18 protein-coding genes and 1 CRISPR repeat array are annotated in these 25,463 nt (G+C 65.4%); of the genes, 11 read left to right on the top strand and 7 right to left on the bottom strand.

The features are described 5' to 3' along the window. Nucleotides 1-101: 101 nt before the first annotated feature. Nucleotides 102-1,631: a CRISPR direct-repeat array (repeat unit 37 nt; unit sequence GTTCGAATCAGAGACCCGATCTAAAGGGGATTAAGAC). A 439-nt stretch (nt 1,632-2,070) separates the two neighbouring features. From csm6 to G3446_RS16790, 4 genes are all read right to left on the bottom strand, one after another. Then, nucleotides 2,071-3,222 (bottom strand): CRISPR-associated ring nuclease Csm6, encoded by a 1,152-nt coding sequence (gene csm6, locus G3446_RS16805; protein WP_164453989.1) that lies wholly within the window; start codon nt 3,220-3,222, stop codon nt 2,071-2,073. Between the two features lie 212 nt (nt 3,223-3,434). Further along, nucleotides 3,435-3,872, bottom strand: a complete 438-nt coding sequence (locus G3446_RS16800) for a DUF488 domain-containing protein (RefSeq protein ID WP_164453988.1) — start codon at nt 3,870-3,872, stop codon at nt 3,435-3,437. Beyond that, on the bottom strand, nt 3,869-4,489 hold the full coding sequence (locus tag G3446_RS16795; RefSeq protein WP_164453987.1) for a DUF488 domain-containing protein: 621 nt from the start codon (nt 4,487-4,489) through the stop codon (nt 3,869-3,871). The genes G3446_RS16800 and G3446_RS16795 overlap by 4 nt, the downstream gene beginning before the upstream one ends. Before the next feature lie 5 nt (nt 4,490-4,494). Further along, nucleotides 4,495-5,157: a dual OB domain-containing protein gene (locus tag G3446_RS16790; RefSeq protein ID WP_164453986.1), complete on the bottom strand. Its 663-nt coding sequence runs from the start codon at nt 5,155-5,157 to the stop codon at nt 4,495-4,497. A gap of 407 nt (nt 5,158-5,564) precedes the next feature. Here G3446_RS16790 and G3446_RS16785 point away from each other — a divergent pair, with 407 nt between their 5' ends. From G3446_RS16785 to G3446_RS16745, 9 genes are all read left to right on the top strand, one after another. Beyond that, nucleotides 5,565-8,660 (top strand): error-prone DNA polymerase, encoded by a 3,096-nt coding sequence (locus tag G3446_RS16785; RefSeq protein ID WP_164453985.1) that lies wholly within the window; start codon nt 5,565-5,567, stop codon nt 8,658-8,660. A 276-nt stretch (nt 8,661-8,936) separates the two neighbouring features. Continuing rightward, nucleotides 8,937-9,119 carry a YgaP family membrane protein gene (locus G3446_RS16780; protein ID WP_164453984.1) on the top strand — a complete coding sequence of 61 codons (183 nt, stop codon included), beginning with the start codon at nt 8,937-8,939 and terminating at the stop codon, nt 9,117-9,119. Between the two features lie 531 nt (nt 9,120-9,650). After that, the gene (locus G3446_RS16775) at nt 9,651-11,420 is read left to right on the top strand and encodes a sensor domain-containing diguanylate cyclase (RefSeq protein WP_280818839.1); all 1,770 of its coding nucleotides are present in this window, start codon (nt 9,651-9,653) and stop codon (nt 11,418-11,420) included. A gap of 149 nt (nt 11,421-11,569) precedes the next feature. Next, the gene (locus tag G3446_RS16770; protein ID WP_167757086.1) at nt 11,570-12,202 is read left to right on the top strand and encodes a hypothetical protein; all 633 of its coding nucleotides are present in this window, start codon (nt 11,570-11,572) and stop codon (nt 12,200-12,202) included. Nucleotides 12,203-12,239: 37 nt separating this feature from the next. Continuing rightward, a complete protein-coding gene (locus G3446_RS16765) occupies nt 12,240-12,440 on the top strand; it encodes a hypothetical protein (RefSeq protein WP_164453982.1) in 201 nt (66 codons plus the stop codon). A 9-nt stretch (nt 12,441-12,449) separates the two neighbouring features. Continuing rightward, nucleotides 12,450-15,191 carry an ATP-binding protein gene (locus G3446_RS16760; RefSeq protein WP_164453981.1) on the top strand — a complete coding sequence of 914 codons (2,742 nt, stop codon included), beginning with the start codon at nt 12,450-12,452 and terminating at the stop codon, nt 15,189-15,191. Nucleotides 15,192-15,201: 10 nt separating this feature from the next. Next, entirely contained in the window at nt 15,202-15,576 is a 375-nt protein-coding gene (locus tag G3446_RS16755; protein ID WP_164453980.1) for a response regulator transcription factor, read from the top strand. 57 nt (nt 15,577-15,633) lie between these two features. Beyond that, nucleotides 15,634-17,085, top strand: coding sequence for a DUF294 nucleotidyltransferase-like domain-containing protein (locus G3446_RS16750; RefSeq protein ID WP_164453979.1), 1,452 nt, complete (start codon nt 15,634-15,636; stop codon nt 17,083-17,085). A 95-nt stretch (nt 17,086-17,180) separates the two neighbouring features. Further along, entirely contained in the window at nt 17,181-17,792 is a 612-nt protein-coding gene (locus G3446_RS16745; RefSeq protein ID WP_164453978.1) for a hypothetical protein, read from the top strand. 61 nt (nt 17,793-17,853) lie between these two features. On the opposite strand, the gene G3446_RS16740 is transcribed toward G3446_RS16745, so the two are convergent. The 3 genes from G3446_RS16740 to G3446_RS16730 are packed head-to-tail and all read right to left on the bottom strand — an operon-like array spanning nt 17,854 to nt 20,624. After that, complete coding sequence (locus G3446_RS16740) at nt 17,854-18,861, bottom strand: S49 family peptidase (protein WP_164453977.1); 1,008 nt, start codon at nt 18,859-18,861, stop codon at nt 17,854-17,856. Between the two features lie 60 nt (nt 18,862-18,921). Then, entirely contained in the window at nt 18,922-19,602 is a 681-nt protein-coding gene (locus tag G3446_RS16735) for an HAD-IA family hydrolase (protein ID WP_164453976.1), read from the bottom strand. After that, nucleotides 19,599-20,624, bottom strand: a complete 1,026-nt coding sequence (locus G3446_RS16730) for an RluA family pseudouridine synthase (protein WP_164453975.1) — start codon at nt 20,622-20,624, stop codon at nt 19,599-19,601. Before G3446_RS16730 ends, G3446_RS16735 begins: the two co-directional genes overlap by 4 nt. Nucleotides 20,625-21,233: 609 nt before the next feature. On the opposite strand from G3446_RS16730, the gene rne reads away from it, so the two are divergent. Both rne and G3446_RS16720 read left to right on the top strand, forming a co-directional pair. Beyond that, the gene (rne, locus tag G3446_RS16725) at nt 21,234-24,143 is read left to right on the top strand and encodes a ribonuclease E (protein WP_164453974.1); all 2,910 of its coding nucleotides are present in this window, start codon (nt 21,234-21,236) and stop codon (nt 24,141-24,143) included. Nucleotides 24,144-24,237: 94 nt separating this feature from the next. Next, nucleotides 24,238-25,446, top strand: a complete 1,209-nt coding sequence (locus tag G3446_RS16720; protein WP_245232560.1) for a sulfotransferase — start codon at nt 24,238-24,240, stop codon at nt 25,444-25,446. Nucleotides 25,447-25,463 lie beyond the last annotated feature (17 nt).

The raw sequence follows: 25,463 nt of genomic DNA, 5'->3' as shown, positions 1-25,463 counted from the left end.
CCCCCGCGACCTCGCCCGCATCTTCTTACTTCATCATACCAGACCCCCGCTCAAATGGTGAATAAGCCTCCGTGCAATAGGCCTAAGCGCGCGTAATAGGGGTTCGAATCAGAGACCCGATCTAAAGGGGATTAAGACCACGGCTTTATGTGTGAGGTGTACATCGGCTATGGTTCGAATCAGAGACCCGATCTAAAGGGGATTAAGACTCGACGATGACATCCCATTCGATCTGCGCGAGCGGTTCGAATCAGAGACCCGATCTAAAGGGGATTAAGACCGTGTGGAGGTAGACGAGCGTCTCGCCGTTGCTTGTTCGAATCAGAGACCCGATCTAAAGGGGATTAAGACTCTCTGTTGACGCGCCATGCCAAGCGCATCTCCAGGTTCGAATCAGAGACCCGATCTAAAGGGGATTAAGACCGTCAGTGTTGTCCGGATTTGTCATGTTGTAGGTGTTCGAATCAGAGACCCGATCTAAAGGGGATTAAGACCGCACTCCGGCAAGCCGTTTCAGTGCAGCCCCTCGGTTCGAATCAGAGACCCGATCTAAAGGGGATTAAGACCATGAACCGAGGACAATCATGCCGGCTCGGCGATGTTCGAATCAGAGACCCGATCTAAAGGGGATTAAGACGGTGGCTCGCTGTCGTCGTCGAAGAGCGGCACTGTTCGAATCAGAGACCCGATCTAAAGGGGATTAAGACGCACCATTACCCAATCACTTGGCGATTCATCGCCGTTCGAATCAGAGACCCGATCTAAAGGGGATTAAGACGTATCGTAGATGTCTCGTATCGGTTTAGGCCAACCGTTCGAATCAGAGACCCGATCTAAAGGGGATTAAGACTTGGCCTTCCAGCGCCCGCGCGCTTGACACCTGTGTTCGAATCAGAGACCCGATCTAAAGGGGATTAAGACAGCTGCGGCCGACGCGACTCATATGACTTCACTCGTTCGAATCAGAGACCCGATCTAAAGGGGATTAAGACTGCTCGATCAGTTCCGCCTGCGTCTGTGGCTGCTCGTTCGAATCAGAGACCCGATCTAAAGGGGATTAAGACTTTCCTTCTCATGCGCGCCTGCCGTTGGGCGGCCGTTCGAATCAGAGACCCGATCTAAAGGGGATTAAGACAGGTTTCTCTTACCTGATTGTCAAAGATCTGACCGTTCGAATCAGAGACCCGATCTAAAGGGGATTAAGACTGCGGGTAGCCGCCGGGATGACAGAATGCGACCCGTTCGAATCAGAGACCCGATCTAAAGGGGATTAAGACCCAGCCCCTGCCTAGCGGGGCGTCCGACCGCTGGAGGTTCGAATCAGAGACCCGATCTAAAGGGGATTAAGACCAGGGTGAGGAACGACATGTAATTCTTCCGCAGTGTTCGAATCAGAGACCCGATCTAAAGGGGATTAAGACCGGCGCAGGAAGGGCCGCAGGTCGGTGATGTTGGTTCGAATCAGAGACCCGATCTAAAGGGGATTAAGACCGGGACTCGGGAGGATGATGCGCTCCCGCTCGGTTCGAATCAGAGACCCGATCTAAAGGGGATTAAGGCTGAGCCTTCTTCGGCGAGTGCATTGACCAATCGCGTTCGAATCAGAGACCCGATCTAAAGGGGATTAAGAGGCGCTTCAAATCCCGCGCACTGAGCGCGGGAGAATGCCGGAGGGTGGACAAGCGCAGCGCAGTCCACTAGCGCCGGCGCGGGCTAGGCTCGATCGGCGGGGCCTTTCACCCGCTGGGTGACTAAGCCCCACTCCGCAACACATTCAAGTCATTTGCTCTCTTCGTGCCCTTTGCGATTCAGCCGCTCTTTTCAGGCTCACGGTCTCGCGTGCTCGTTCGCCCTACCTGTTTTGGATACGCAGTGTGCCGCGCACCAGGGCAAGCTTGCGCCGGGGGCGTGGACCGATATCCGGTATGCGTGGGTGCTCGTCGCGGCGGGGCGCCGCTCCCACGAGAGCGCGGCGAGGCGCCGCTCCCAACTTGTGGGTGGTGTCCTGCGCTCGCGGGGACGAGACAGCCCGCCAGTGGCGGGCTCTCGACACTTCAAGCGGCCAGGCGGCTAGGAATCGTCCGTTGCCTCCGCGACCTCGCCATAGCGAATCGCCTCCGCCTCGAGCTTGAGTCCGAACTTGGTCTCCGGGCGCTTGCCGCTGGGCTGGATCCGATAGGGCTTGGCCAGGGTCGCACCCAGCGCGGCTTCCAGTGCCCTGTTGGTGCGCGACTTGTACTGCTCGAAGGTGTCTTTGCTCATTTCCTCCGCTAGCAGCTCCTCGGCGCGCGCGTAGTCGCCGTGATACTCGCCAAGGATGAGGCGGTATTCGGCGAGGTATTGCTGTGCCAGACCTTCGGTGGTCCAGCGCGCCGGGTGCATGTCCTTGAGGCGGCGGCGCGCCATGAGGCTGTAGAAGGCGAGCTCGCGCGGGTCGAGCCTGACGGGCTCGCCGGCGACGCGGATGCGCCGCCGCTCCAGGTCGATCACCAGCTCGGGCGGGAGCTGGGCGCGCTGGGCGGCGTCGATGGTCTCGGCGAAGGTGGCCTGCCCCTTCTGCAAGCGCTCGGGAATGCCGTCGCGCAGGCGCACGAAGGGGATGTCGGCGAGGATGACCTGCCCCTCTTGGGTATCGATCAGCTTGTTGTCGCGCGTGGCGACGACGCGGCTGTAGGGGGTGGGATAGAAGAAGTCCCAGCTCGACTCGAAGGCCTCGTCCACCAGGACGTGCGAGAGCCGATCCTGGACGCGACCGAAGAGCGAGAGGGCGTAGCCGACATAGTAGCCCATGGTCTTGCGCCCGCCGGCGATGGAGACATGCAGGGCCGACGCAGGATCGGCCGTGAGCGCGCGCACCCGCTCGGTGATGAGATCGGCCATGCGCATGTTGTCGGCGAGGGTGCGGATGTCGGCCATTGCCTCGCCTTCGGCGTCATGGGGAACCTGGATCTGCTCCTCGCCGAAGGTCAGTGCGGGCAGTCCGTAGTCGCGGCATAGGCGGGCCAGCCAGCCCGGCTCCTCGGAGAGCAGGCTCAGGCGTGCCCGCTTGGCGCCCTCGCTGGTGGTGATGAGGTGGATCTCGGTCGGGATGAAGGCCGGCTGCTGCTGAACCGCCAGGGCGTACAGAGTCTCGGTCAGGATCTGCGGGCTGAGCCCGGAGACCGCGAGCAGGATCCGGCGGGGGTAGGCATAGGGTGGCTGGGATAGCGTCGATGCGGTCATGAGAGGTCTTGCTCCTTGCTTGTTGATGACAACAGAAGGGCCCGAATTGGCGAGTCGGTTTGGTGCGGCCAGGTCGCGCCCATCCAGAGTGGCTCGGGCGCTGAGGTGATTTCCTGGGACGCTCATCGATCTGTGGGAGCGGCGCCCCGCCGCGACTGCGCCGCTCGGAGCAAGCCGCGTCGCGCCGGGGCGGCGCTCCCACGCGAATCGCCCTATTTCAGGTGCCGGATCTCGATCCCGCCCCATTGCCTCTGCAGGTGCTCGGCCACCAGCCGGCGATGGCAATGCTCCGGGCCGTGCTCGCTGCACAGCAGACAGGCGTCGGCGAAGTGCGCGGGATCCAGCGTCTCGGCCACGCGGCGCTGCTCGAGCAGCGCGCGGAACGCTCGCTCATAGGTCGCCCAGTCGCCGCCGTTCTTCTTGTAAGCGCCGAGGATCTCGGCGGTTGGCGCCAGGCTCGGCAGCTCGACATAGTCGATGCCGCCGAGCGCACGCAGAAAGTAGCGCAGGTCGTCGCGCTTGGCGAAGCCGGCGAGCTGGGAGCGGTTGTTGAGCCGCACGTCGAGCACGCGGCGCACGCCGTTGTTCAGCAGCAGGCCGAAGAACTGCTCGGCGCCCTTCTGGGTGAAGCCGATGGTGTAGAGCTTCATGCCCCCTCCTCCCCCGCGTCATCGGTGGACGACTTATCGGAAGGCGCGTAGGCAATGCGCGCCTCTTGCTGGCGATAGGCCAGCGCCTCCAGCTCGGCATCCGAGCTGAAGAGATCCGGGTGCGCGAATCCGAGCTGCGCACGCAGACGCTGCATCGCCATGGCATGCGACTCCAAGCCGCCATCGGCGAGGATGTGCTGCACCGCCATCCCCTGGGCGACCAGGGCACGGCCGACCAGCAGAGTGCGATGGCAGCTCAGCGGATCGCGCTCGGCGCACATCAGCGCCAGGGTGTAGCTGTCCGCCCCGACGCGAATCCGCTCCAGCCCCTCGCGGAACAGCGCGGTCTGGGCCAGGCGCTCGTACTGCACGCGACCCTCGGCATAGCAGTCCGGATCTTCCGAGCGCGCGCCGCACTCGCGCCCGAGAAAGACATAGCTGATTCCCGCCTCGCGCAGCGCCGCCTTGAGCGGCTCGCGGTTGAACTGTGGGTGGCGGCGGCTGTAAGGGTGCGAGCGCACATCGGCGATGGCGCTCAACCCATGCTGGCGCAGCAGCCCGATGAAGGCCTCCAGCGCATGGTCGGAATGGCCGATGGTGTAGAGGGTCGAGGACATGGCGATCAACCTGCGTTCGGGGTCATGATGGCGGCGGCCAGCTTATAGGCATAGCCGTGCCAGGCGGGGGCCAGGCTCAGGCACACGAAGGCCGCGCCGAGACCGTAGCAGCCCTCCGCCCGCGCCGCATAGGTGGCCTTGATGCGCGGATCCGTGACGCAGAGGTCATAGGTCACCGCCTGGTAGACGAAGCGGGCGCGCACCTTCTCGCCCAGCACCCGCAGCTCGACTTCAATCGGACCGATCAGCGCCAGGGAGGTTTGCAACTCGGCCAGCAGCGGCTCGGGCAAGCGGTCGTTGCAGCCGGCGCTGCTCGAGTAGCCGTTGACCCAGAGCGTCGGACAGTCGTCCACCGCGGCGTGCAGCCATTGGGGATCCAGCCAGCCGCGCTTCACCCAGCCGCCGGCCGGGGCGACCCGGTGGTTCTCGGTCTGGAAGCCCGCCGGTGACGGACCCTGCAAGGGCACCTCGACCACATCCAGCAGCGCCGGCTCGCCGCCGCCGACCAGGCGCCGCTCGAGCGGCAGCAGCTCGCCGGTCGGCAGGGCGCTGACCGGGCGCACCCAGTCGCCGAGGCCGTGCAGGGTCAGCTCCTTGCCCGCCAGGCAGCGCGCGTTGTGCTTGCAGGAGTTGGCGAGGACCACGAGTGTCTTGGTGTAAGCGGCCATGCGTGTGATGCTCCCTGTGCAGCCGTTGACGATGGCTGACAGGATGCGCAGGACCCGCCGGGGCTTCCGGGATGACAAGCTTGCGGCCGCCCAGCCGCAAGGGTTGGCGCGTTAAGCGCGCGTGCTCAGCTCCATCTCAGGCTGCAGGAAAGCATGACGCTGGGAGTGTTGACCTCCAGGTCAACAGGTGTCGGCCTGGAGGCCGACACTCCCAGGACAGGCCGAAGATCGCTGTGTCGGCAATGACATACAATTGTATGGTATAAGCGAGTCGGCAACTTTTGGCGATACGCCGACGAGGCGTGAGCGATGGCCCAGATTCCAGCAACACACAGCTCCGACCAGTCCCATGGGTGTAGGCGACCGGGCCTCGACCTCTGCGGAAAGCAGCGCTGGCGGCTTCCCACATGATTCCCCTCTGGTGCAAGAGCAACTTCTCCTTCCTGGAAGGCGCGAGCCATCCGGAAGAGCTGGTGGAGACCTGTGCGGCGCTCGGCCTGCCTGCGCTGGCGCTGACGGACCGCGACGGCGTCTCCGGGCTGGTGGAGGCACACGTCAAGGCGCGTGAGCTGGGGGTACAGCTCATCCAGGGCGCGGAGGTCTCGATCGAGGACGGCTCGACGCTGATTCTGCTGGCGCAGAGCCGCACCGGCTACGCCAATCTCTGTCGGCTGCTGACCATCGGCCACCGGCGCTGCCCCAAGGGCGAGAGCCGGGTCGGCTGGCGGGAGGTCTATGACCACGCCAAGGATCTGATCGCGCTCTGGGGCGGCGAGCGCTCGCTGCTCACGGCCGAGGCGGATCCCTTCTTCGTCGCCCATCAGCTGCGCGAGGCCTTCGGCGACCGCCTCTATGCCCTGGCGGCCCGACACCGCCGCGCCGAGGAGCCGGCGCTGGAGGCGCGTCTGCGCCAGCGCGCGGCGCGCTATCGGCTGCCGGTGGTCGCGGGCACCGAGGTGCTCTATCACAAGCCGCATCGGCGCGAGCTGCAGGACGTGCTGACCTGTATCCGCCATCGCATCCGGCTCTCCGAGGCCGGGCGGCGCATCCGGCCGAACGCGGAGCACGCCCTGCTCTCCCCGTTCGCCTTCGACAAGCTGTTCGAGGACGATCCGACCGCCCTCGCCCGCACCCGCGAGATCGCCGAACGCTGCCGCTTCAACCTGGACGATCTGCGCTACCGCTACCCCTCGGAGGCGCTGCCGGACGGCTCGACTTCATCGCAGCGACTGCGTCGGCTCACGCTCGAGGGCGCGCGGCGGCGCTACGCCGACTCTATTCCTGACGCTGTCTCCGAGCAGCTCGCCAGGGAGCTGGCACTGATCGACGAGCTGGACTACTGCGGCTACTTCCTGACCATGTGGGAGATCGTTCAGTTCTGCCGCCGCGAGCGCATCCTCTGCCAAGGGCGCGGCTCGGCGGCCAACTCGGCGGTCTGCTATTGCCTCGGCATCACGGCCGTCGACCCGGTGCGGCTGGGGCTGCTGTTCGAGCGCTTCCTCTCACGCGAGCGCGCCGAGCCGCCGGACATCGACCTGGACATCGAGCACGCACGTCGCGAGGCCGTCATCCAGCACGTCTTCAAGAAGTACGGGCGCGAGCACGCCGCCATGGTCGCGAACCACATCCGCTACCGGGTGCGCTCGGCGGTGCGCGACGTCGGCAAGGTGCTGGGCGTACCGGAAACGGCGCTCGACCGACTCGCCAAGCTGCTGCCGCCCTATGGCGCCAAGGTCTCGCCGCAGGTGCTGAGCCAGGCCGGGCTCGACCCGGAGCAGCCGGTCTTCCAGCACCTGATGCGGCTCTCGACCGAGATCCTGGACTTCCCGCGTCACCTCTCGATCCACCCCGGCGGCTTCCTGCTCGGGCAGAAGCCAGTCTCGACCCTGGTGCCGATCGAGAACGGCGCCATGGCCGACCGCACGGTGATCCAGTGGGACAAGGACGACATCGAGGCGCTCGGTCTCTTCAAGGTCGACCTGCTGGGACTGGGCGCGCTGCATCAGCTGCACCTGGGCTTCGACCTGCTGCGCGCGCATTATGGGCAGGACATCGGCATGGCGGACATCCCGCCGGACGACGCGCCGACCTTCGCGATGATCCGCCAGGCCGACACCGTCGGCGTCTTCCAGATCGAGAGCCGCGCCCAGATGGCCATGCTGCCGCGGCTCAAGCCGCGCACCTACTACGACTTGGTGATCGAGGTCAGCATCGTGCGCCCCGGCCCCATCACCGGCGGCATGGTGCATCCCTACCTGCGCCGGCGCGCCGGGCAGGAGCCGGTCGTCTACCCGCACCCCAGCCTGGAGCCGGTGCTCAAGAAGACCCTCGGCATCCCGCTCTTTCAGGAGCAGGTGATCCGACTCGCCATGGTGGCGGCGGACTACAGCCCAGGCGAGGCCGATCAGCTCAGACGCGACATGGCCGCCTGGCGCCACAGCGGCCGCATCGAGCGCCACCGCGAGCGGCTGATCCGGCGCATGACCGCCAAGGGCATCGACGCCGCCTTCGCCGAGCAGGTCTTCGAGCAGATCCGCGGCTTCGGCGAGTACGGATTCCCCGAGAGCCATGCCGCCAGCTTCGCCCTCATCGCCTATGCCACCGCCTGGATGAAGTGCCACTACCCGGACGCCTTCGCCTGCGCCCTGCTCAACGCCCTGCCGATGGGCTTCTACTCCGCCGCGACCATCATCGAGGACGCCAAGCGCCACGGTATCGAGGTGCGTCCGGTCGACGTGGTGCACAGCGACTGGGACTGCACCCTGGAGCCGAGCGCCAGCGAGCAACCGCCGCATGCCATCCGCATGGGGCTGAAGTTCATCAAAGGGGTTGGAGAGGCGGATTGGGAGCGGCTGGCCGCAGCCCGGATGAAGCGGCCCTTCAGATCGGTCGAGGACCTAACCAGGCGCAGCCGACTCAACGCCGGTGTTATGGAGCGTCTGGCCGAATCCGGTGCATTGCGCTCCCTGGAGCAAGACCGCCGCGCCGCACTCTGGCAAGCGGCAGGCTCGGCCAACGCGCCCGATATTCCATTGGATCTGGCAGCCGAAGAGCCCGAGCTGCCTTTTGCCCCGCTCGATGCCTTCGAGACCATCAACTGGGACTACCGCACCAGTCTCCACAGCACCCTCGGCCACCCGCTCGGCCCGCTGCGCGAGCAGTTGCGCGGACAACGCCTCCCGGACGCCACCCAAGTCAAGGCGATGCGCCACGGCCAGCGCGTCCGCTACGCCGGACTGGTCATCTGCCGCCAGCGTCCCGGCACGGCCTCCGGCGTGCTCTTCATGACGCTGGAGGACGAGACCGGCTTCGTCAACGTCGTGGTCTGGAATCAAATCCTGGAGCGCTACGGACTGCTGATCAAGACGACCAATTTCCTCGGGGTCACCGGCCGCATTCAGCGTCAGGAGGGCATTTTGCACCTGATCGCGGAGTCGTTTTGGGACCCGCAGCCGCTGATCCATGTTCGACTGGAGCCAACGCGGAGTCGGGATTTTCAGTGAAGGCGACGGGGCTCGATTGGGCGATTCATGCCCCGGATGGAGGAGGCTGCACCCAGGGTGCCGTTGAGCGACAAGGGCGCGGGGCTCGGTGGACTTCGCTCTCGCTCGTCCACCCTACGACCTCTACGACATCTGGCCAGCAACGGATTCCAGAGGCGCTCGGTGACAAAGTCACAGAGATGCGGCCGCGATGTCGCTAGTCTGTGCTCACTCCTTCAAGACCAGTCCGCTCCGGGCCTGGTCGGTCATAGGCTTACAAGCAAACAGGAATTGAGCATGAACAAAAACGTAGGCAGTCTCGATCGCACCATCCGTATCGTCGCAGGTGTCGCCATCGCTGGCTGGGGCGTCTTCACTCAGAACTGGCTCGGCGCCATCGCCATCCTTCCCCTGGCGACCGGCCTCATGAGCTGGTGCCCGGCCTATACCCTAGTGAAGCTGAACACCAACAAGGCATAAGCAGACCGTCTAGCAGTACCTCCGTCGCGCCCGGTCCTCGCCTGGACCGGGCCTTCCAACCCCCGAGTGCCCACGACGCTGGGCACTGCGTATCAGCTCGATGCTCGCGATCATCTTTACCTCGGCGAGCGCCCACAAAGACGTCGATCACATCGACGGATACCGACTCTTCGCCAGCACGCCCTCCAACCCCGTCGCTAGAAGCCTGTCCAGATGGTGACATCTGCCACGGATCAACGGAGGGTCGAGCAAGACCCGCGGCCGGCAGCGTCGTGGGGCAGGGCTGCGTTCCGCGGTCGGATGTCACATGTCTAATGGCCCTTGGAGGCGTGAAAACCAGGGTTCATCAATGGTGAGGCTGCTGATAGCATCTCCACCATGAACCTATTGCCAAGCACTTGCTCTCCGCAGCCCCATTGCGCCGGACGACGGCGTGACGGAGTCCGAGGTATGCCGCTCGTCGACGCTTGCTTGCCGCGTGCGACCGACGGCCTCGAGGCTTCAGCACGAAATCCCCGGTCCCGCTGATCCATGCACAGTGACGCCTTATCGCCAATCGCGGGCTCGAGCCGCTCCGACCAAGAAGGCGACGCCCCCTTCGCCGCACTCGAGTATGTCCGGACCCCAATGTTGGTCATCGATACCGACTACCGGGTAATCGCCGTCAATCGCTACGCCGTCGAGCTGACCGGTCTCGGAGCGCCAGGGGCACTGATGGGCAAGACCTGCTTCGGCGCGCTCGTCTCGCGGACGGCCCCTTGCGATCAGTGCCCGATCGAGCGGGGACGACCGCTGGCGAGCATCGAGCACTCTCTCAAAGTCGTCACGGCGGGTAAGGCAATCCGTTACCTAAAAGAGGGCTTCACGCCTTGGGGAAAGGCGGTAGCCCTGACGTTCAGCGATGTTACGCGTGAGATTCTCGCGCTGCAGAAGGCGGATCGCGCGAGAAAGGAAGCCCTTGCGAAGAAAATGCTCCTCGAGCGGCTCCGTAAGGAAGATGCCGCGGAGAAAGCCAAGATCAGTGGTCTCCTCGACGCGCTGCCGGACGCTTTGCTGACCATCGATAGGAACTACCGAATCGTCCATATGAACTCCGCGGCTCGCAACATGTTGCCGGACGTGGGCTTCTCGACCTGCTATGAAGCCCTGAGAAGGCGTGAGCCCTGCGCCTCATGCCCCGCCGAAGGTGTATTCACTCTCACTGAATCACTCAAGGTCACTCACTTAGTGGACGGCGACTACTACACGGAGAGCATCACACCCGTAGATGACAGCAATGGCGCAGCGATCCTCCTGCGCAACACGACGCGCGAGATTCAGCTCATCGAGAAGATTCGAGAGCAGCAGAAAACGATCGCCAAGAGCAACGAGATCCTCGCCAGCCTCGTTCGGCTGGGTGGGGCCATGCGCACGGAGGAAGACCCCGAGCCGGTTACGCATCTTTTCCTCGACCTCTTCCTATCCGCCTGTGGTGCCACTTCGGCCGCGCTTGTCGTATTCGACAAGCGCGCTTCCAGCGTCTGGTTTTCGGCTCAGAGAGGATTCGATGATTCGACGATGCACGAGCTGATCAAGACCTGTCTGTCCGAGCGGCGGAGCCGTCGGCTGGAGCAAGGCTTCCGTTCGGAGGCGCCGACGCGGTCGGCAATCGTCGGGCTCCCCATCCGAGGGAGCGATGAGCAGCAGGTCGGGTATGCCTTTTGGGTCGAGCCCGAAGACCCTGTCGATGGCCAACTGGTCTCGCTGTTCCTCGAGCCCTTCGGCGCGTTCATCCATTCGCAGCTGTTGATGCGGCTGTTGCAGGAGAAGGCCAACACGGACCCCCTGACCGGGGCCTACAATCGCGGTTACTTGAGCAATGCGCTCGAGGAAGAGCGCGCCAAGTACGCCCTCTATGAGATCCCCTACGCCATCGTCGTTGCGGACGTCAACGGCTTGAAGCAGGTCAATGATCAGCATGGACATGAAGCGGGCGACAAGGTCATCATCGCGGTAGCCGCTCAATTAGGCGCGGCCATCCGGGCAACAGATGTGCTTGCCAGAACCGGCGGTGACGAGTTCGTCGTGCTCTTGACCAACGCGGGTCAGGCAGACGCGGAGTCATTCCTGGCCAGACTCCGGCAAAATGTGCTCCCGGGCATCTCGGTCGACCTGGCGGAAGGCGTTACATGGCCGGTCACCCTGAGCATGGGGGCATGCGGGGTCGATGAAGCCCCTCCGGCCGATCTGACCAAGATCGCAGATGAGCGCATGTATGAAGCAAAGTCGAAACACTATGCTGCTGAGGCAAGATACCGGTAGCGCGGCTCCTTTATAGACGACATGTTTTGACCTGCTTCAGATCTCTTGTCGAGTCAAAACATGAAGTCTGATTTTTTGGCAAGCGCTGTTCCGAAGTCCCTTTCGACACAGCTCGTTGCAGGTCGAAACATATCAGCGGAGAAATCTCTTTGGGCGATTCGCGGCAACAGATCGACACAACGCTCGAGTCCTTGGTCCAGGCGACGGAGTCGATCCTGAATGGCGAATTCGATCAACTCGATGTCGAGATCGACGCCGAGGGAATGGTCTCCCTGCTCGCGCAGAAGATCAACTCAGTACTCGTCAACATGAGGAGCGTGGAGACGCCGCTCACCAGTGCCGGCCACCAGGCACCGACCGCGGTGAGCAGTGCAAAGAGCGTCGTCGATCTCATGGCCCAGGCCACCCGCGCCGTCCTGGACAGCTCGGACGTTGCGCTCGCCAAGATCGAGACCCTCGAGGCCAGCCTCAAGGATCCAGGTGTCGGCACGGCGATGCAAGAGGAGCGGCTTGGCCATGTGAAGGCGTGCTTCTTCGACATCATCGCCTCCCAGTCCTATCAGGACGCCGCGAGACAGAGGATGGACGCACTGATCCTCGATCTCGATCAAATTCGGGGCTGGCTGGTCGAGGCACTGGTCATACTCAATATCCAGAAGGACGACTCCTTCGAGAACAAGGCGCAGAAGGCGAAAATGCTGCGTGACGTCACCGAGCTCGACCAATCCGACTCCTTCAAGCAGGACTTGGTCGATGACCTCCTGTCGGAGTACGGGCTTTGATCGCCTAGCGAACAACCAGCCACTCGCAGGCTAGCCGATGCCCCGCTCGACGCTGCTGCGACAACGCCTGCTCACGCTCTTCCTGGCGGCCATGCTGCTGCTGTTCTCGCCGCTGGTGCTGCAGTTCGAGGCCTTCGGGCGCTGGCTCGGCATCCCGATCTTGCTGATCTACATCTTCGCGGTCTGGGCCGGCGTGATCGCCCTCGCCGCCTGGCTCGTCTCGCGCGGGGCGGACTGAGGGGCGCGCATGATCACGGGGCCGCTCATCATCGGTGCCTCCTTCGCCTATGTCGGGCTGCTCTTCGCCATCGCCTACTGGGCCGACCGGCGCGCGGACCTGGGTCGCTCGATCATCGCGCATCCCACGGTCTACGCCCTGTCGCTAGCCGTCTATTGCACGGCCTGGACCTTCTACGGTAGCGTTGGTCGCGCGACTGAAAACGGCCTCGGCTTTCTACCCATCTATCTCGGCCCGACCCTGATCGCGCTGCTATGGGGCTCGGTCATGCTGAAGATGATCCGGGTGAGCAAGACTGAGCGCATCACCTCCATCGCGGACTTCATCGCCTCCCGCTACGGCAAGAGCCAGAAGCTGGCAGGGCTGGTGACGGTGATCGTGGTGATCGGGGTCGTCCCTTATATCGCGCTGCAGCTCAAGGCCATCGCCTGGAGCTTCACCATCCTCAAGCACTATCCGGCGCTGCAGATGCCGGACGCGGCCACCATGCCCTTGTGGCATGACAGCGCCTTCGTCATCGCCCTGCTGCTCGCGGCCTTTACCATCCTCTTCGGCACGCGCCAGCTCGACGCCAGCGAGCGGCATGAAGGGCTGGTCGCGGCCATCGCCTTCGAGTCCATCGTCAAGCTGATCGCCTTCATGGCCGTGGGGCTCTTCGTGACCTTCGGGCTGCTGGGACTCGGCGGACCCGAGCTTCCCCAGGCCGTCGAGCGCGCCAGAGAGGCCGGGCTGCTCGATCCGCTCATCAAGCCGGGCATCTCGCCCTTCCAGGACTGGCTCGCCATCACCTTTCTGGCCGCTCTGGCCGTGATGCTGCTGCCACGGCAGTTTCAAGTCGGTGTGGTCGAGATCAGCGACGAGCGCCATCTGCGGCGCGCCATGTGGCTCTTCCCGCTCTACCTGCTGGTCATCAACCTCTTCGTCATCCCGATCGCGGTCGCCGGGCTCTCGATGTTCCCCAATGGCGAGGTGAACGGCGACACCTTCATGCTCACCCTGCCCATCGCCTTCGAGCAGCCCTGGCTGGCGCTCCTGGTCTTCATCGGCGGCCTCTCGGCGGCCACCGGCATGGTCATCGTCGAGACCATCGCGCTCTCGACCATGGTGAGCAACGACCTGGTCCTGCCCGTGCTCATGCGGCACTGGCGGAATCGACGCGCACCTGAGGATCTGGGCTGGCTGCTGCTCAACATCCGGCGCGGCGCCATCATCGGCATCCTCATGCTGGGCTATCTCTACTACCGGCTCGCCGGCGAGGCCTACGCGCTGGTGAGCATCGGCTTGATCAGCTTCGTCGCCATCGCCCAGCTCGCACCCGCTGTGATCGGCGGCCTCTATTGGCGCGGCGGAACCCGCGAGGGCGCCTTGGCGGGGCTCTCCGCGGGCTTCCTGGTCTGGACCTACACGCTGCTGCTGCCCTCCTTCGCCAAGTCCGGCTGGCTGCCGGCGGCCTTCATGGAATCCGGCCCGGCCGGACTGGACATTCTGGCGCCCATGGCGCTCTTCGGCCTGACCGGCTGGCACGCCGTCACCCACGGGCTCTTCTGGAGCCTGATCGCCAACCTCGGCGCCTTCTTGCTCGTCTCCTCCTTCCGCGAGCCCAATGCCACCGAGGCGACCCAGGCGCGCATCTATGTCGACGCCCTGCGCCATCGCCAGCCGACCAGCGCCCCCCTGTGGCGCGGCAGCGCGGACATCGCCGAGCTGATGCGGCTCGCCGAGCGCTTCCTGGGGGTCGCGCGCACCCGCACTGCCTTCACGGACTATGCAGGCTCGCGCGATCTGCCCGGCCTGGAGGCCCTGCCGGCCGACGGTCAAACCGTGAGCTTCGCGGAGACCCTGCTCTCAGGGGCCATCGGCGGCGCCTCCGCGCGTTTGATGATGGCATCGGTGACGGAGGAAGAGGCCCTAGGGCTCGACGAGGTGCTGGACATCCTGGACGAGGCCTCCCAGATCCGCGCCTACAGCCATGAGCTGGAGCAGAAGTCGCTCGCCCTGGAGGCCGCCAGTGCCGAGCTGCGCGCGGCCAACCTGCGGCTCAAGGAGCTCGACCGACTCAAGGACGATTTCATGTCCTCCGTCACCCATGAGCTGCGCACCCCGCTCGCCTCCATCCGCGCCTTCTCCGAGATCCTTTACGACGACCCGGAGATCGCGCTCGACCAGCGCAAGCGCTTCCTCGGCATCCTGGTCAGCGAGACCGAGCGGCTCTCGCGCCTGGTCAATCAGGTGCTCGACCTCGCCAAGATCGAGTCCGGCCACGCCGACTGGCGCAATGAGGCGGTCGCGCTCCAAGAGGTCGTCGAGCAGGCGGCGCAGGCGACGGAGCAGCTCATCCAGGACCGCGGCATCCAGCTCGACCTCGACCTGCCCGAGCAGCCCGCCCTTGTCTGGGGCGACCGCGACAGGCTGGTCCAGGTGCTCATGAACCTGCTCTCGAACGCCGCCAAGTTCGCCGCGGCGCAAGCGGGCCGCATCGACGTCAGTCTCTGCCCCAGCGAGCATGGCTGGCACGTCTGTGTCACGGACAACGGCCCCGGCATCCCGGAGGACGCGCTGGAGCTGGTCTTCGAGAAGTTTCGGCAGACCAAGATCGGCGGCGCCAAGCCTGCGGGCACCGGGCTTGGATTGCCGATCAGCCGTCAGATCATCGACCATTTAGGGGGCAGAATCTGGGCGGAAAACCTACCCGGAAAAGGTGCTAACCTCTGTTTCGAGCTTCCTGCCCACCGCTCGGAGACACCGGACTGAAGGCGAGACCATGAGCAAGCGCATCCTGATCGTCGACGACGAGCCCAACATCGTCATCTCCCTGGAGTTTCTCATGATGCGTGAGGGGCATGAGGTACGGGTGGCGCGTGACGGCGAGGCCGGACTGGCCGCCGTCAAGGCGCACAGACCGGATCTGGTGGTGCTGGATGTCATGATGCCCAAGCTCGACGGCTTCGCCGTGCTCGAGGCGGTACGGGCGGACCAGAGCCTGGCGGCGACGCGGATTCTCATGCTCACCGCCAAGGGCCGCGAGGCCGAGCAGCAGAAGGGACTGGCGCTCGGCGCGGATGCCTACATGCCCAAGCCCTTTTCGACCCGCGACCTGGTCGAAAAGGTCAAGGAGCTGCTCGAATCGCGCGATTGACCCGGATCGCCGAGCGCCCTCTCCTCCCACCCGCCTGAACAGCGCGAGGTGCCAGCCATGACCGACACCGACAACCAGGTCACCGCAAGCGGCGCCGAGCCCGCCCCCTTGCGGACCCTGGCCCAGCACCGGCCGCTCGTGGTCACGCCCGATACCCGCTTGCGGGAGACCCTCTTCTACTTCAGTCAGCAGGACGCAGACGCGGCCGTCATCGCGGATCCGGACAGCGGCCTGCCGCTCGGGCTGTTGACGCTGCGGGACATGCTGCAGGTCGTCAGCTTCGAGGACGGAAGCCTGGACGACCCGGTCGCCGTGCACATGACCGGGGCGCCGCCCAGCCTCGCCGCGGATGCACCCAGCCATCGCGCACGGGTCGAGATGGCGAAGAAGGGCATCAGCCACCTGGTACTGACCGAGCCGGACGGACGGCTGTGCGGGCTGATCGGCCAGGCCGATCTGCTCGGGCTGCGCGCCGGCGGGAGCCAGGCCCTGATCGAGAGCATCAACGCCGCCCGCGACATCGACGCCATGATGATGGCGGCGGACCGCGTGCGCCGGCGCGGCGCTCAGCTCTTCCATTCCGGCATGGCGGTCGAGGCGCTCTGTCAGTGGATGTCCGGGCTCAACGACCTCATCGGCATGCGCATCATCGAGCTGATCGAGGACGAATTCGATCTGCCGCCCGTGCCCTGGTGCTGGATGGTCTTCGGCTCCGAGGGGCGTCTGGAGCAGACCTTCGCAACCGACCAAGACAATGGCCTGCTCTTCGTGCCGCCGGAGCCTGAGCGCACCTCAGAGATCCGCGAGGCCTTCCTACCCTTCGCGCAAGCCGTCAACGAAGCACTCCACCATTGCGGCTTCGAGCGCTGCCGCGGCGACATCATGGCCGGCAACGCGGAGTGGTGCCTGAGCGCGGCCGAGTGGCAGCAGCGCTTCGCCAACTGGCTGAGGGTCCCGGAGCCGGAGGCCGTGCTGCGCAGCACCATCTTCTTCGACTTCCGCCCCCTCTACGGCACCAGCGAGCCGGTCGACCGGCTGCGCGCCTGGCTCATCAAGGAGGCCCCAGGCCAGGGGCGCTTCTTTCATGCCCTGGCGGAGCAATCGCTCGGCGTCAGCCCGCCGCTCGGCTGGGCCGGCCAATTCACCTTCGATCGCAACCGCGACTTTCCCCATACCATCGATCTCAAGCTGCAGGGCGCACGCTATTTCATGGACGCCGGGCGCCTCTGGGCGCTCAAGGATGGCATCTGGGCCACCAGCACGGTCGAGCGGCTGCGCGCAACCGGGGCGCAGCGCCAACGCGCCCCCGAAGATATCGCCGCCGAGATCGAGGCCTTTCACCTGATCCAGCGCTTTCGCATCAACCAGCAGCTCCAAACCGAGGATCAGGACGCGGCCAACCGGGTCGACCCGAGCGACTTGAACGAGCTGCATCGGCTGATGCTCAAGGAGGCCTTCAAGCAGGCGCGCAAGCTCCAGACGCGGCTGCGCCAGGAATTCGGTCTCTGAGCGGCACCACCCAAGCGCGGGGCCATCATGTGCAGCCGCGCCTGGGGATGCGACAATGGACGCACCCGCACACAGCACCGAGCGAGATCAGCAAGATGAATAGCATGCACCCGATCGCCGTGAGCCTGGTGGCCATGGCCCTGACCCTATCCAGCGCCGGCCAAGCCGATGAGGTCACCGATCAGATCGACGCCGCCAAGAAGTCCTATGAGTCGGGCGAGCTGCGCACCGCCGTGGAGACCCTCAACTTCGCCGTCGCCAAGATTCAGGAGCAGATGACGGAGAGCCTGCTGAAGCTCCTTCCGGATGCGCTCGACGGTTGGACAGCGGACCCGCCCGAGTCCCAGAGCGGCGGCATGGCGGCCATGATCACGGGCACGACCCTAACCCGCCGCTATACGCGCGAGGATGGCGCCGAGGTCACGCTCAACCTCATGGCCGATTCGCCCATGATGCCCATGCTCACCATGGCCATGTCCATGCCCTTCGTGATGCAGAGCAACCAGGACATGAAGACCTATTCCTTCAAGGGAAATCGCGGCATGGTCGAGCATGCCGCGGACACCACGGACTACGAAGTCACCCTGATGGTCGGCAACCGCCTGGTCATCCAGGGCCAAGGCAGCCAGCTCGAGGACATCAAGCCCATCGAGGCCTATTTCGAGCGTCTGGACCTGGATGCCATCCAGGCGGCCCTGACCAAGTAGCCAGGTGCCGCCGCGGCGCCACTGAGGCGGCGCCGCTCGGATGGATGGCGAGCGGCCTGGCTCAGTGCGGCAGCCCCATCCCCGCCGAGAGACTGAGGCTCTCCAAGACGCCGAGCCCGAAGCTGGCGCCGAGGCGTTTGGCGACAGATTCCAGCAGATCGCGCTTCTGGGTGTAATCGACGAGCTTCTCGGTGCCGATGACCTCGCGGGCGACGTAGCTGGAGCTGCCCAGACCATCCGCCAGACCAAGCTCCACGGCCTCCTGACCGCTCCAGAAGAGTCCGCTGAAGAGCGCGTCGCCACCCTTGAGCTTGTCGCCCCGGCCCGCCTTCACCTCGGCGATGAACTGCTGGTGCAGCGTCTCGAGCACGCCTTGGATAAAGTCGCGCTGCGACGCTGGGAGCGGAGAGAAGGGGTCGAGGATGCCCTTATTGTCACCAGCCGTCAGAAGCCGGCGCTCCACGCCGAATTCCTGCATGGCCTGCTGGAATCCGAAGCTGTCGATGCGTACCCCGATAGAGCCGACCAGACTGCCCTTGTCGACGTAGATCTCATCCGCACCGACGGCGATGTAATAGCCACCGGAGGCGCAGAGGTCGACGGCGACGGCATAGACAGGCATGTCCTTGTCGTGATCCTTCTCGTACTTCTCCTTGAGCCGCTTGATCTCGTCGTTGATGTAGCCGGCCTGTACCGGACTGCCGCCGGGGCTGTTGATGCGCAGGATGACGCCCTTGACCTTGTCCGACTCGAAGGCCTTGCGGAGCGCGCCGATCACGCGGTCCGCGCTGGCCGCAGACTCGGGCGCGATCACGCCCTTGATGTCGATCAGGGCCGTGTGATCCTCGTCGGTGGAGACCATGCCCTTGAGGCTGCCCATGTTGGCCAGCACCAGCAGGCCGATCAGATAGAGCAAGACCAGGAGCTTGAAGAGATTCGCCCAACGGCGGCGGTTGCGCTGATCGTGCAGGTACTCCGCCGCCATGCGATTGAGCACAGCGCGCTCCCAGTCGGGCTGGCCGGGAGCCGGCATGGGCTCTTCGCGTCGTTTCCAGAACTTCCAATTCATGTCATGGCTCCTCGCGGACGCATTGCGCCCACGCGTGGATGAGGTCGGGATGTCGAGCCCTCAGGACGGGACTGCGGACGGACGCCTGCCTGCGGTCTGCTCGAGCCAGCCAGGCAAGGCGTGCAGGGAATCCAGGCATGCCAAGGGCGCATGCGCCAGCAGACGATCCGCGGAATGCACCCCGTAGCAGACAGCCAGCGAGGGAACGCCGGCGTTGCTCGCCATCTGCATGTCGTACTCGGTGTCTCCAACCATGAGCGTCTCGGCCGGCCGTACGCCAAGCTCGTCCATCAGCTCGAGCAACATCTGAGGGTGTGGCTTGGAAAAGGTTTCATCCGCGCATCGGGTCGCGTGGAACAGGCCGTCCAAGCCGGTCTCGGCCATGGACTTGTTCAGGCCCACACGACTCTTGCCCGTCGCCACCGCAAGCCGATAGCCGCGCTCCGTCACCCAGTTGAGCGCCTCGAGCGTACCTGGGAAGAGCACGGAAGGCGTCTGATTCGTCACCAGGAAGTGGCGGCGGTAGGTGGTGATCAGCTCGGCCCGCAACGCCGCGTCTGCGGAGGGCATGAGCTGCTGCATCGACTCGTCGAGCCCGAGCCCGATGATATCGCGCGCTGCCTCGGCGGAGGGAGGCGGCAGCCCCAGGTCTCGGAAGGCGGACTGGAGGCAGGTCACGATACGGGCCTCCGAGTCCATCAGGGTCCCGTCCCAGTCGAATACGATCAGCTCGAATCTCACGTCGTCGCCTCCAAGGCATCCAAGACATCCTGCAGCTCGGCCGGCAGCGGCGCCTCGACGCGCAGCGGCCGAGACATGACTTCGAGCCGGAAGCTCAAGGCGGAGGCATGCAGGAACAGACGTTTGAGTCCGACCGCCTTGAGCGCCCGGTTGAGCGTCTCGCTCCCGTATTTGGGGTCTCCGGCGAGCGGCGCCCCCAGGTGCGCCGCATGGACCCGAATCTGGTGGGTGCGCCCGGTCAGCAGCTCGGCCTCGACCAGGGTCAGGGCCTGGCCCTGAAGACTGAAGCGGGCCCGGCGCCGAAAGCGGGTGCGCGCCTCCTTGCCGTCGGCGGCGTCGACCGCGACCAGACGCTCGCCGCTCTTGAGGACGTTCTTCTTCAAAGCCGCATCGACCAGCATCTCCGCGCGCGGCAGCTCCCCGGCCATGAGCGCCAGGTAGCGCTTGTCCATGGCGCCCTCGCGAATGATGCGATGCAGCTCGCGCAATGCGCTCCTGCGCTTGCTGACCACCAGGCAGCCCGAGGTCTCGCGGTCCAGCCGATGCACCAGCTCCAGCTCGCGCCCCGGCCTGAGCTGGCGCAGCGACTCGATCAGTCCATAGCTCAGGCCGCTGCCACCGTGGACGGCGAGCCCGGAGGGCTTGTCGATGACCAAGAGCCGCTCGTCTTCATAGAGCACACCGGACTCGAGCCGCGCCAGATGCGCCTCGGAGGCCCGCCCGGCGGGGACGGACGCGGCCTGCCGCATCGGCGGGATGCGCACCATGTCCCCCAAACGCACGCGGTGATTGGCCTTGACGCGCCCCTTGTTGACCCTGACTTCGCCGCGGCGAAGGATGCGGTAGACGTGGCTGCGCGGCACGCCCTTGACGAAGCGCAGCAGAAAGTTGTCGATTCTCTGCCCGTCCGACTCCTGATCGACACAAACCTGTTGTGGCGCGGTAACAGCACCCCCACCATGGTCTTCTGTGGAGCGGGACGATGATTGGCTGTGGGGACTCGCCTTGAGCTTGGACTTCAAAGCGGATCTTGAAGGTTTCAATGTAGTGACAGACCTGGCCGACCGGCTCAATTGCTGCTTGGAAATTTCGCTGCTAACATTAGCGACTTGCGCTGGCCAGTGGAATAGACATTTTTCCCGGAGCGGCGAGCGTTTACCGAGGTTCCAGCTCAAGGCCTGCCGACCGAGCGCCGCAAGTGACCTTCAGGCCCTTAACGGCATCCGACACCTGACTGATACCACCCAGGGGCCGCGAGGTGCTTCAAGCGGGCTCGCCGCATCGAGCGACGCAGATTCTACACCCAGCGACCTCCCCATGTGGCGCGCGCTCAGGCGAGTCGGCGCCGCCGGCAACTTCTCCGCCGCTCCGAAGCGGACATCCCTCCGATTGGGATCGGTCCAGATAGCCCGGGTGCCCAATGGGGACCCGAAACCAATGATTCATGTGCGCGTGCCCGCTGAAAGCCCGTTCATTTGCGCTGGAAGCGCGGACCATGACGACGCCTGAGGCAGCTGACACGACGGGCAGACGGGCAACGCGCCCAAGCCGCCCGCAGCCCGCTCAGCCGCAGGCTGCGGCAGCGCGTTCAGCCACGGGATACGCGCCGTGGTGCGTGAGTAAGGAACAACATGAAAAGAATGCTCATCAACGCAACTCAACCGGAAGAGTTGCGTGTCGCGACCGTCGACGGGCAGTTGCTGTACAACCTCGATATCGAGTCACCCGGACGCGAGCAGAAGAAGGCGAACATCTACAAGGGTGTCATCACCCGGGTCGAGCCCAGCCTCGAGGCCGCCTTCGTCGACTACGGCTCCGAGCGCCACGGCTTTCTGCCGCTGAAGGAGATCGCGCGCGCCTACTTCGAGCCCGATAGCGTCAAGCCGGGCACCCGCATCAGCATCAAGGAGGCGGTGCGCGAGGGCCGCGAGGTCGTCGTTCAGATCGATAAGGAAGAGCGCGGCAACAAGGGCGCGGCCTTGACGACCTTCATCTCGCTCGCCGGTCGCTACCTGGTGCTGATGCCGAACAATCCGCGCGCGGGCGGCGTGTCGCGCCGTATCGAGGGCCAGGACCGCAGCGAGCTGCGCGATGCCATGAGCCAGCTCGAGATCCCAGAGGACATGGGGCTGATCGTGCGCACGGCGGGCGTCGGCAAGAACGTCGAGGAGCTGCAGTGGGACCTCAACTACCTCCTGCAGCTTTGGAAGGCGATCGTGACCTCGGGCGAGAGCCGCAAGGCCCCCTTCCTGATCTACCAGGAGAGCGATGTCATCATCCGCTCGATCCGCGACTATCTGCGCGCGGACATCGGTGAGATCGTCATCGACGACCCGGCGGTCTACGAGCGCGCGGAGAACTTCATCCGCCAGGTGATGCCGCAGAATCTGAAGAAGCTGCGCCTCTATCAGGACGAGGTCCCGCTCTTCACCCGCTACCAGATCGAGACCCAGATCGAATCGGCCTTCCAGCGTGAGGTCCGACTGCCCTCCGGCGGCTCCATCGTCATCGATCACACCGAGGCCCTGACCTCGGTCGACATCAACTCGGCGCGCGCCACCAAGGGCGCGGACATCGAGGAGACGGCGCTCAACACCAACCTCGAGGCGGCGGACGAGATCGCCCGGCAGCTGCGGCTGCGTGACCTCGGCGGTCTTTTCGTCATCGATTTCATCGACATGACGCCGCCGAAGAACCAGCGCGAGGTCGAGAACCGCCTGCGCGAGGCCTTGAAGCAGGACCGCGCCCGTGTCCAGATCGCGCGCATCTCACGCTTCGGCCTATTGGAGATGTCCAGGCAGCGCCTGCGCCCCTCGCTCGGCGAGTCCAGCCAGCAGCCATGCCCCCGCTGCAAGGGTCAGGGAACCATACGCGGCGTCGAATCGCTCGCCCTGTCGATCCTTCGCATCGTGGAAGAGGAGGCGATGAAGGAGAATACCCATCGCATCCTCGCCCAGCTGCCGGTCAGCGTCGCCACCTTCCTGCTCAACGAAAAGCGCCGCGCCATCTCGGACATCGAGGAGCGCCAGGGGGTCGAGATCCTGCTCCTGCCCAACGAGCACCTGCTGACGCCCGAGTACCAGATCGAGCGCGTCCGCGCCCAAGATGCGACCAAGGGCGAGGTCGACGACCTCCCCAGCTACGAGATGGCGGCGCCAGCGGATCCGGACGAGCCGCCTCACTATGCCAAGCTGGGTCAGCCGCTGCGCATCGAAGAGCCGGCCGTCAAGCAGGTCACGCCCAGCTCGCCCGTCCCGCAGCCGAATCGCGAGCGCGCGCCGACGCCGACCCCGCCGCCGCCGCTAGGGATCCGCCGGGAGCCGGAGCGGACGGAGCCGGAGAGCCTGCTCAAGCGAATCTGGACCGGACTCTTCCAAACGCGCGCTCAGGAGACCCAGGACCTCGGCGCGGCGCCGACGCAGCGCGCAGCCTCTGAAGCACCCGATAGCGAGCGTGGACAGGGTCGCGCCCAAACGCGCGCCAGCAGGCAGAATGGCAGCGGCGATCGCGAAGGCCGTCCGCGCTCAGGCGCACGCGGCGCGTCGGCCCGCCCGGAGCGCAATCGCGACGCCAGCAGCGCCGAGGCAAGCAGCACAAAGGCGGCCTCGGCACCCAAAGTCAGCACCACCAGCGATACGGAAAGCTCCGAGGAATCCGCGCGCGGATCGCGCTCCAGTGACGGCAGAAGCCGCCGCGGCGGCTCGCGAGGACGCGGCCGCAGGGGCTCAGGTGGAGCTGGTCAACGGCCCGAGGACTCCAACGCGACCGGCTCGGCACAGGGCGAGCCTAGCGACGATCAGGCGACGGCGGCCGCCCAGGGCCAAAGATCCGCAGCGCCACGGCCGGACCAAGAGAGATCGGAAGCGCCGTCCAGCCGGGGCGACACGGCAAGACGCCGCCAGGCACAGCCCGAGGACAGCGAGGGAAGGGAGCCCGAGGCACGGGCGGGCTCGGAAACGGGCACTGATGGAGGCGATACGACGCCAGGCTCCGCCACCTCGGGCAGCGAGCGCCCGCGCTCCTCTCGCCGCCGCCGCGGTGGCCGCAATCGACGCCGCCCCACGGCGACGGGCGCCGAGACCGGCGATCAGGAAAAGCCAGCGCAGAATGGACAGAACGAGGCGCCAGCCACGAAGGTGAGCGCGCCCCAGGCCGAGAGCCGGCCGGCACCTCCAGCGGCGAGCGAGGCACCGAGCCAGGGTGCGGAAACGCCTGCTCAGGAGCCGAAAGCGGCATCCAAGAGCGCGCCCAGGAAGGACGCGGCACCGCACGGAGAGGGCGCGGAGACTCCCCCGGCGCCAGAGCGTCGGCCCAAGGCAGAGTCAGCCGCAGGCAGCAAGCCGGAAGGCGCGGGCAGCGTATCGCCAGCCCCGATGCTTCCGGGTCCGGAAACGACGCGCGACTGGGCCGCTCCGGCCTCGAATGACGCCGCGCCGGGAAGCCCGCGTCTGAGCGCAGCTACAGGTGAGACGACGGCGACGCAAGCGCCTGTCGCCGCCCCCCCGAAGACCGACTCAGGCCCCAGCCCCGGCGACAGCTGAGCCGATCAGCGGCACCCGCATGGGGCCCTCACAGGGCCCCTCGCCCCGGAATCGCGCGCGCCTCCGTCTCGAATCTCCCCAATTTCTCCCCCCAATGATGCTCCGGCTCTTCTTCGCCACCCAGGCCCGCATCCTCGCCCTGGCGGTCCGGCTTCTCTTCCCGCGCAGGGGCGCGGGGCGGGCGAGCCCGAAGCGCCTGGCGGTCATGCTGGCCTTCATCCCAGTGTTCGCCCTCGTCCAGCTCATTCACTGGGTCGGCTTTCTGCTCGACGAGATCCTCTTCCCCGCCTACCGACGCGTCGATGTCCGTGAGCCCATCTTCGTGCTCGGCGTCCCTCGCAGCGGCACGACACATCTGCATCGCGTCCTGGCGGCAGACGAGCAGTACACGACCTTTTCCACCTGGGAGTGCTTCTTTGCCTTGTCGGTGACGGCGCGGCGCTTCTGGCTCGCTGTCGGACGGCTCGACGCCAAGGTCGGAGCCCCCCTCTCAAGACTGCTGCGTTGGGCGGAAGGCAAACTGCTCGGCGGCATGGCGGATGTCCACAGCATGAGCCTCTGGGACGCCGAGGAAGACTACTTCGCGCTCATGCCCGTGCTCGCCTGCTTCATCCTCGTCCTCCCTTTCGCGCACTCGGACTTCGTCTGGCGCATGGGAACTTTCGACCGGGACATGCCCGAGGCGGAGCGTCGGCGGATCATGGATTTCTACTACCGCGCCCTGCAGCGCCACCTCTATGTCCATGGACCCGACAAGCGCTTGTTGTCCAAGAACGCCGCCTTCGCCCCCCTCGCGCAGGCGCTCGCAGAGCGCTTCCAGGATGCGCGCTTCGTGATCTGTCTGCGCGAGCCGGCCAATACCATCCCCTCACAGCTCAGCTCGATCGAATCGGGCATCGACTTCTTCGATGCCCTCTCGCAAGCGCCGGACCTGAGAGCGCGGCTCACCGAGCAGCTCGCCTTCTACTACCGGAATCTCGGCCAAGCCTTCGGCGCGGCATCCGAAAACCGCTGCGTTTGCGTTACTATGAGCGCCCTCAAGAGCGATCTCGCCAGCACGATCGAGCAGATCTACGGGCAGCTCGGGCTGGATTCGACCGCCCAATTCAAGGCGCGGCTGGCGCTCCGGGAAGCAGAGAGCCGCGGTTACAGCAGCAGCCACAGCTACTCGCTCGAGCAGTACGGGCTGAGCCGCGAAGAGGTCGAGCGCAGGCTGGGAGACCTTTACGCCAAGCTCTCCGCGCGCGCCATCGCCGTCGAGGAGACACCGAAACGAAGGCAGCCTGAGGCGCTCGCGAGCTGAGCCTCGGGCCTCAGGGA

Source organism: Thiorhodococcus minor, from assembly GCF_010820565.1.
GTDB lineage: Bacteria > Pseudomonadota > Gammaproteobacteria > Chromatiales > Chromatiaceae > Thiorhodococcus > Thiorhodococcus minor.
The sequence above is the reverse complement of the archived record's forward strand: the minus strand, read 5'-3'. Positions and strand labels throughout refer to the sequence as shown.

What these genes read in the sequence shown, in the direction of transcription:
- csm6 (WP_164453989.1), bottom strand. Translation starts at nt 3,222, where the DNA reads ATGACCGCATCGACGCTATCCCAGCCACCCTATGCCTACCCCCGCCGG.
- G3446_RS16800 (WP_164453988.1), bottom strand. Translation starts at nt 3,872, where the DNA reads ATGAAGCTCTACACCATCGGCTTCACCCAGAAGGGCGCCGAGCAGTTC.
- G3446_RS16795 (WP_164453987.1), bottom strand. Translation starts at nt 4,489, where the DNA reads ATGTCCTCGACCCTCTACACCATCGGCCATTCCGACCATGCGCTGGAG.
- G3446_RS16790 (WP_164453986.1), bottom strand. Translation starts at nt 5,157, where the DNA reads ATGGCCGCTTACACCAAGACACTCGTGGTCCTCGCCAACTCCTGCAAG.
- G3446_RS16785 (WP_164453985.1), top strand. Translation starts at nt 5,565, where the DNA reads ATGATTCCCCTCTGGTGCAAGAGCAACTTCTCCTTCCTGGAAGGCGCG.
- G3446_RS16780 (WP_164453984.1), top strand. Translation starts at nt 8,937, where the DNA reads ATGAACAAAAACGTAGGCAGTCTCGATCGCACCATCCGTATCGTCGCA.
- G3446_RS16775 (WP_280818839.1), top strand. Translation starts at nt 9,651, where the DNA reads ATGCACAGTGACGCCTTATCGCCAATCGCGGGCTCGAGCCGCTCCGAC.
- G3446_RS16765 (WP_164453982.1), top strand. Translation starts at nt 12,240, where the DNA reads ATGCCCCGCTCGACGCTGCTGCGACAACGCCTGCTCACGCTCTTCCTG.
- G3446_RS16760 (WP_164453981.1), top strand. Translation starts at nt 12,450, where the DNA reads ATGATCACGGGGCCGCTCATCATCGGTGCCTCCTTCGCCTATGTCGGG.
- G3446_RS16755 (WP_164453980.1), top strand. Translation starts at nt 15,202, where the DNA reads ATGAGCAAGCGCATCCTGATCGTCGACGACGAGCCCAACATCGTCATC.
- G3446_RS16750 (WP_164453979.1), top strand. Translation starts at nt 15,634, where the DNA reads ATGACCGACACCGACAACCAGGTCACCGCAAGCGGCGCCGAGCCCGCC.
- G3446_RS16745 (WP_164453978.1), top strand. Translation starts at nt 17,181, where the DNA reads ATGAATAGCATGCACCCGATCGCCGTGAGCCTGGTGGCCATGGCCCTG.
- G3446_RS16740 (WP_164453977.1), bottom strand. Translation starts at nt 18,861, where the DNA reads ATGAATTGGAAGTTCTGGAAACGACGCGAAGAGCCCATGCCGGCTCCC.
- rne (WP_164453974.1), top strand. Translation starts at nt 21,234, where the DNA reads ATGAAAAGAATGCTCATCAACGCAACTCAACCGGAAGAGTTGCGTGTC.
- G3446_RS16720 (WP_245232560.1), top strand. Translation starts at nt 24,238, where the DNA reads ATGATGCTCCGGCTCTTCTTCGCCACCCAGGCCCGCATCCTCGCCCTG.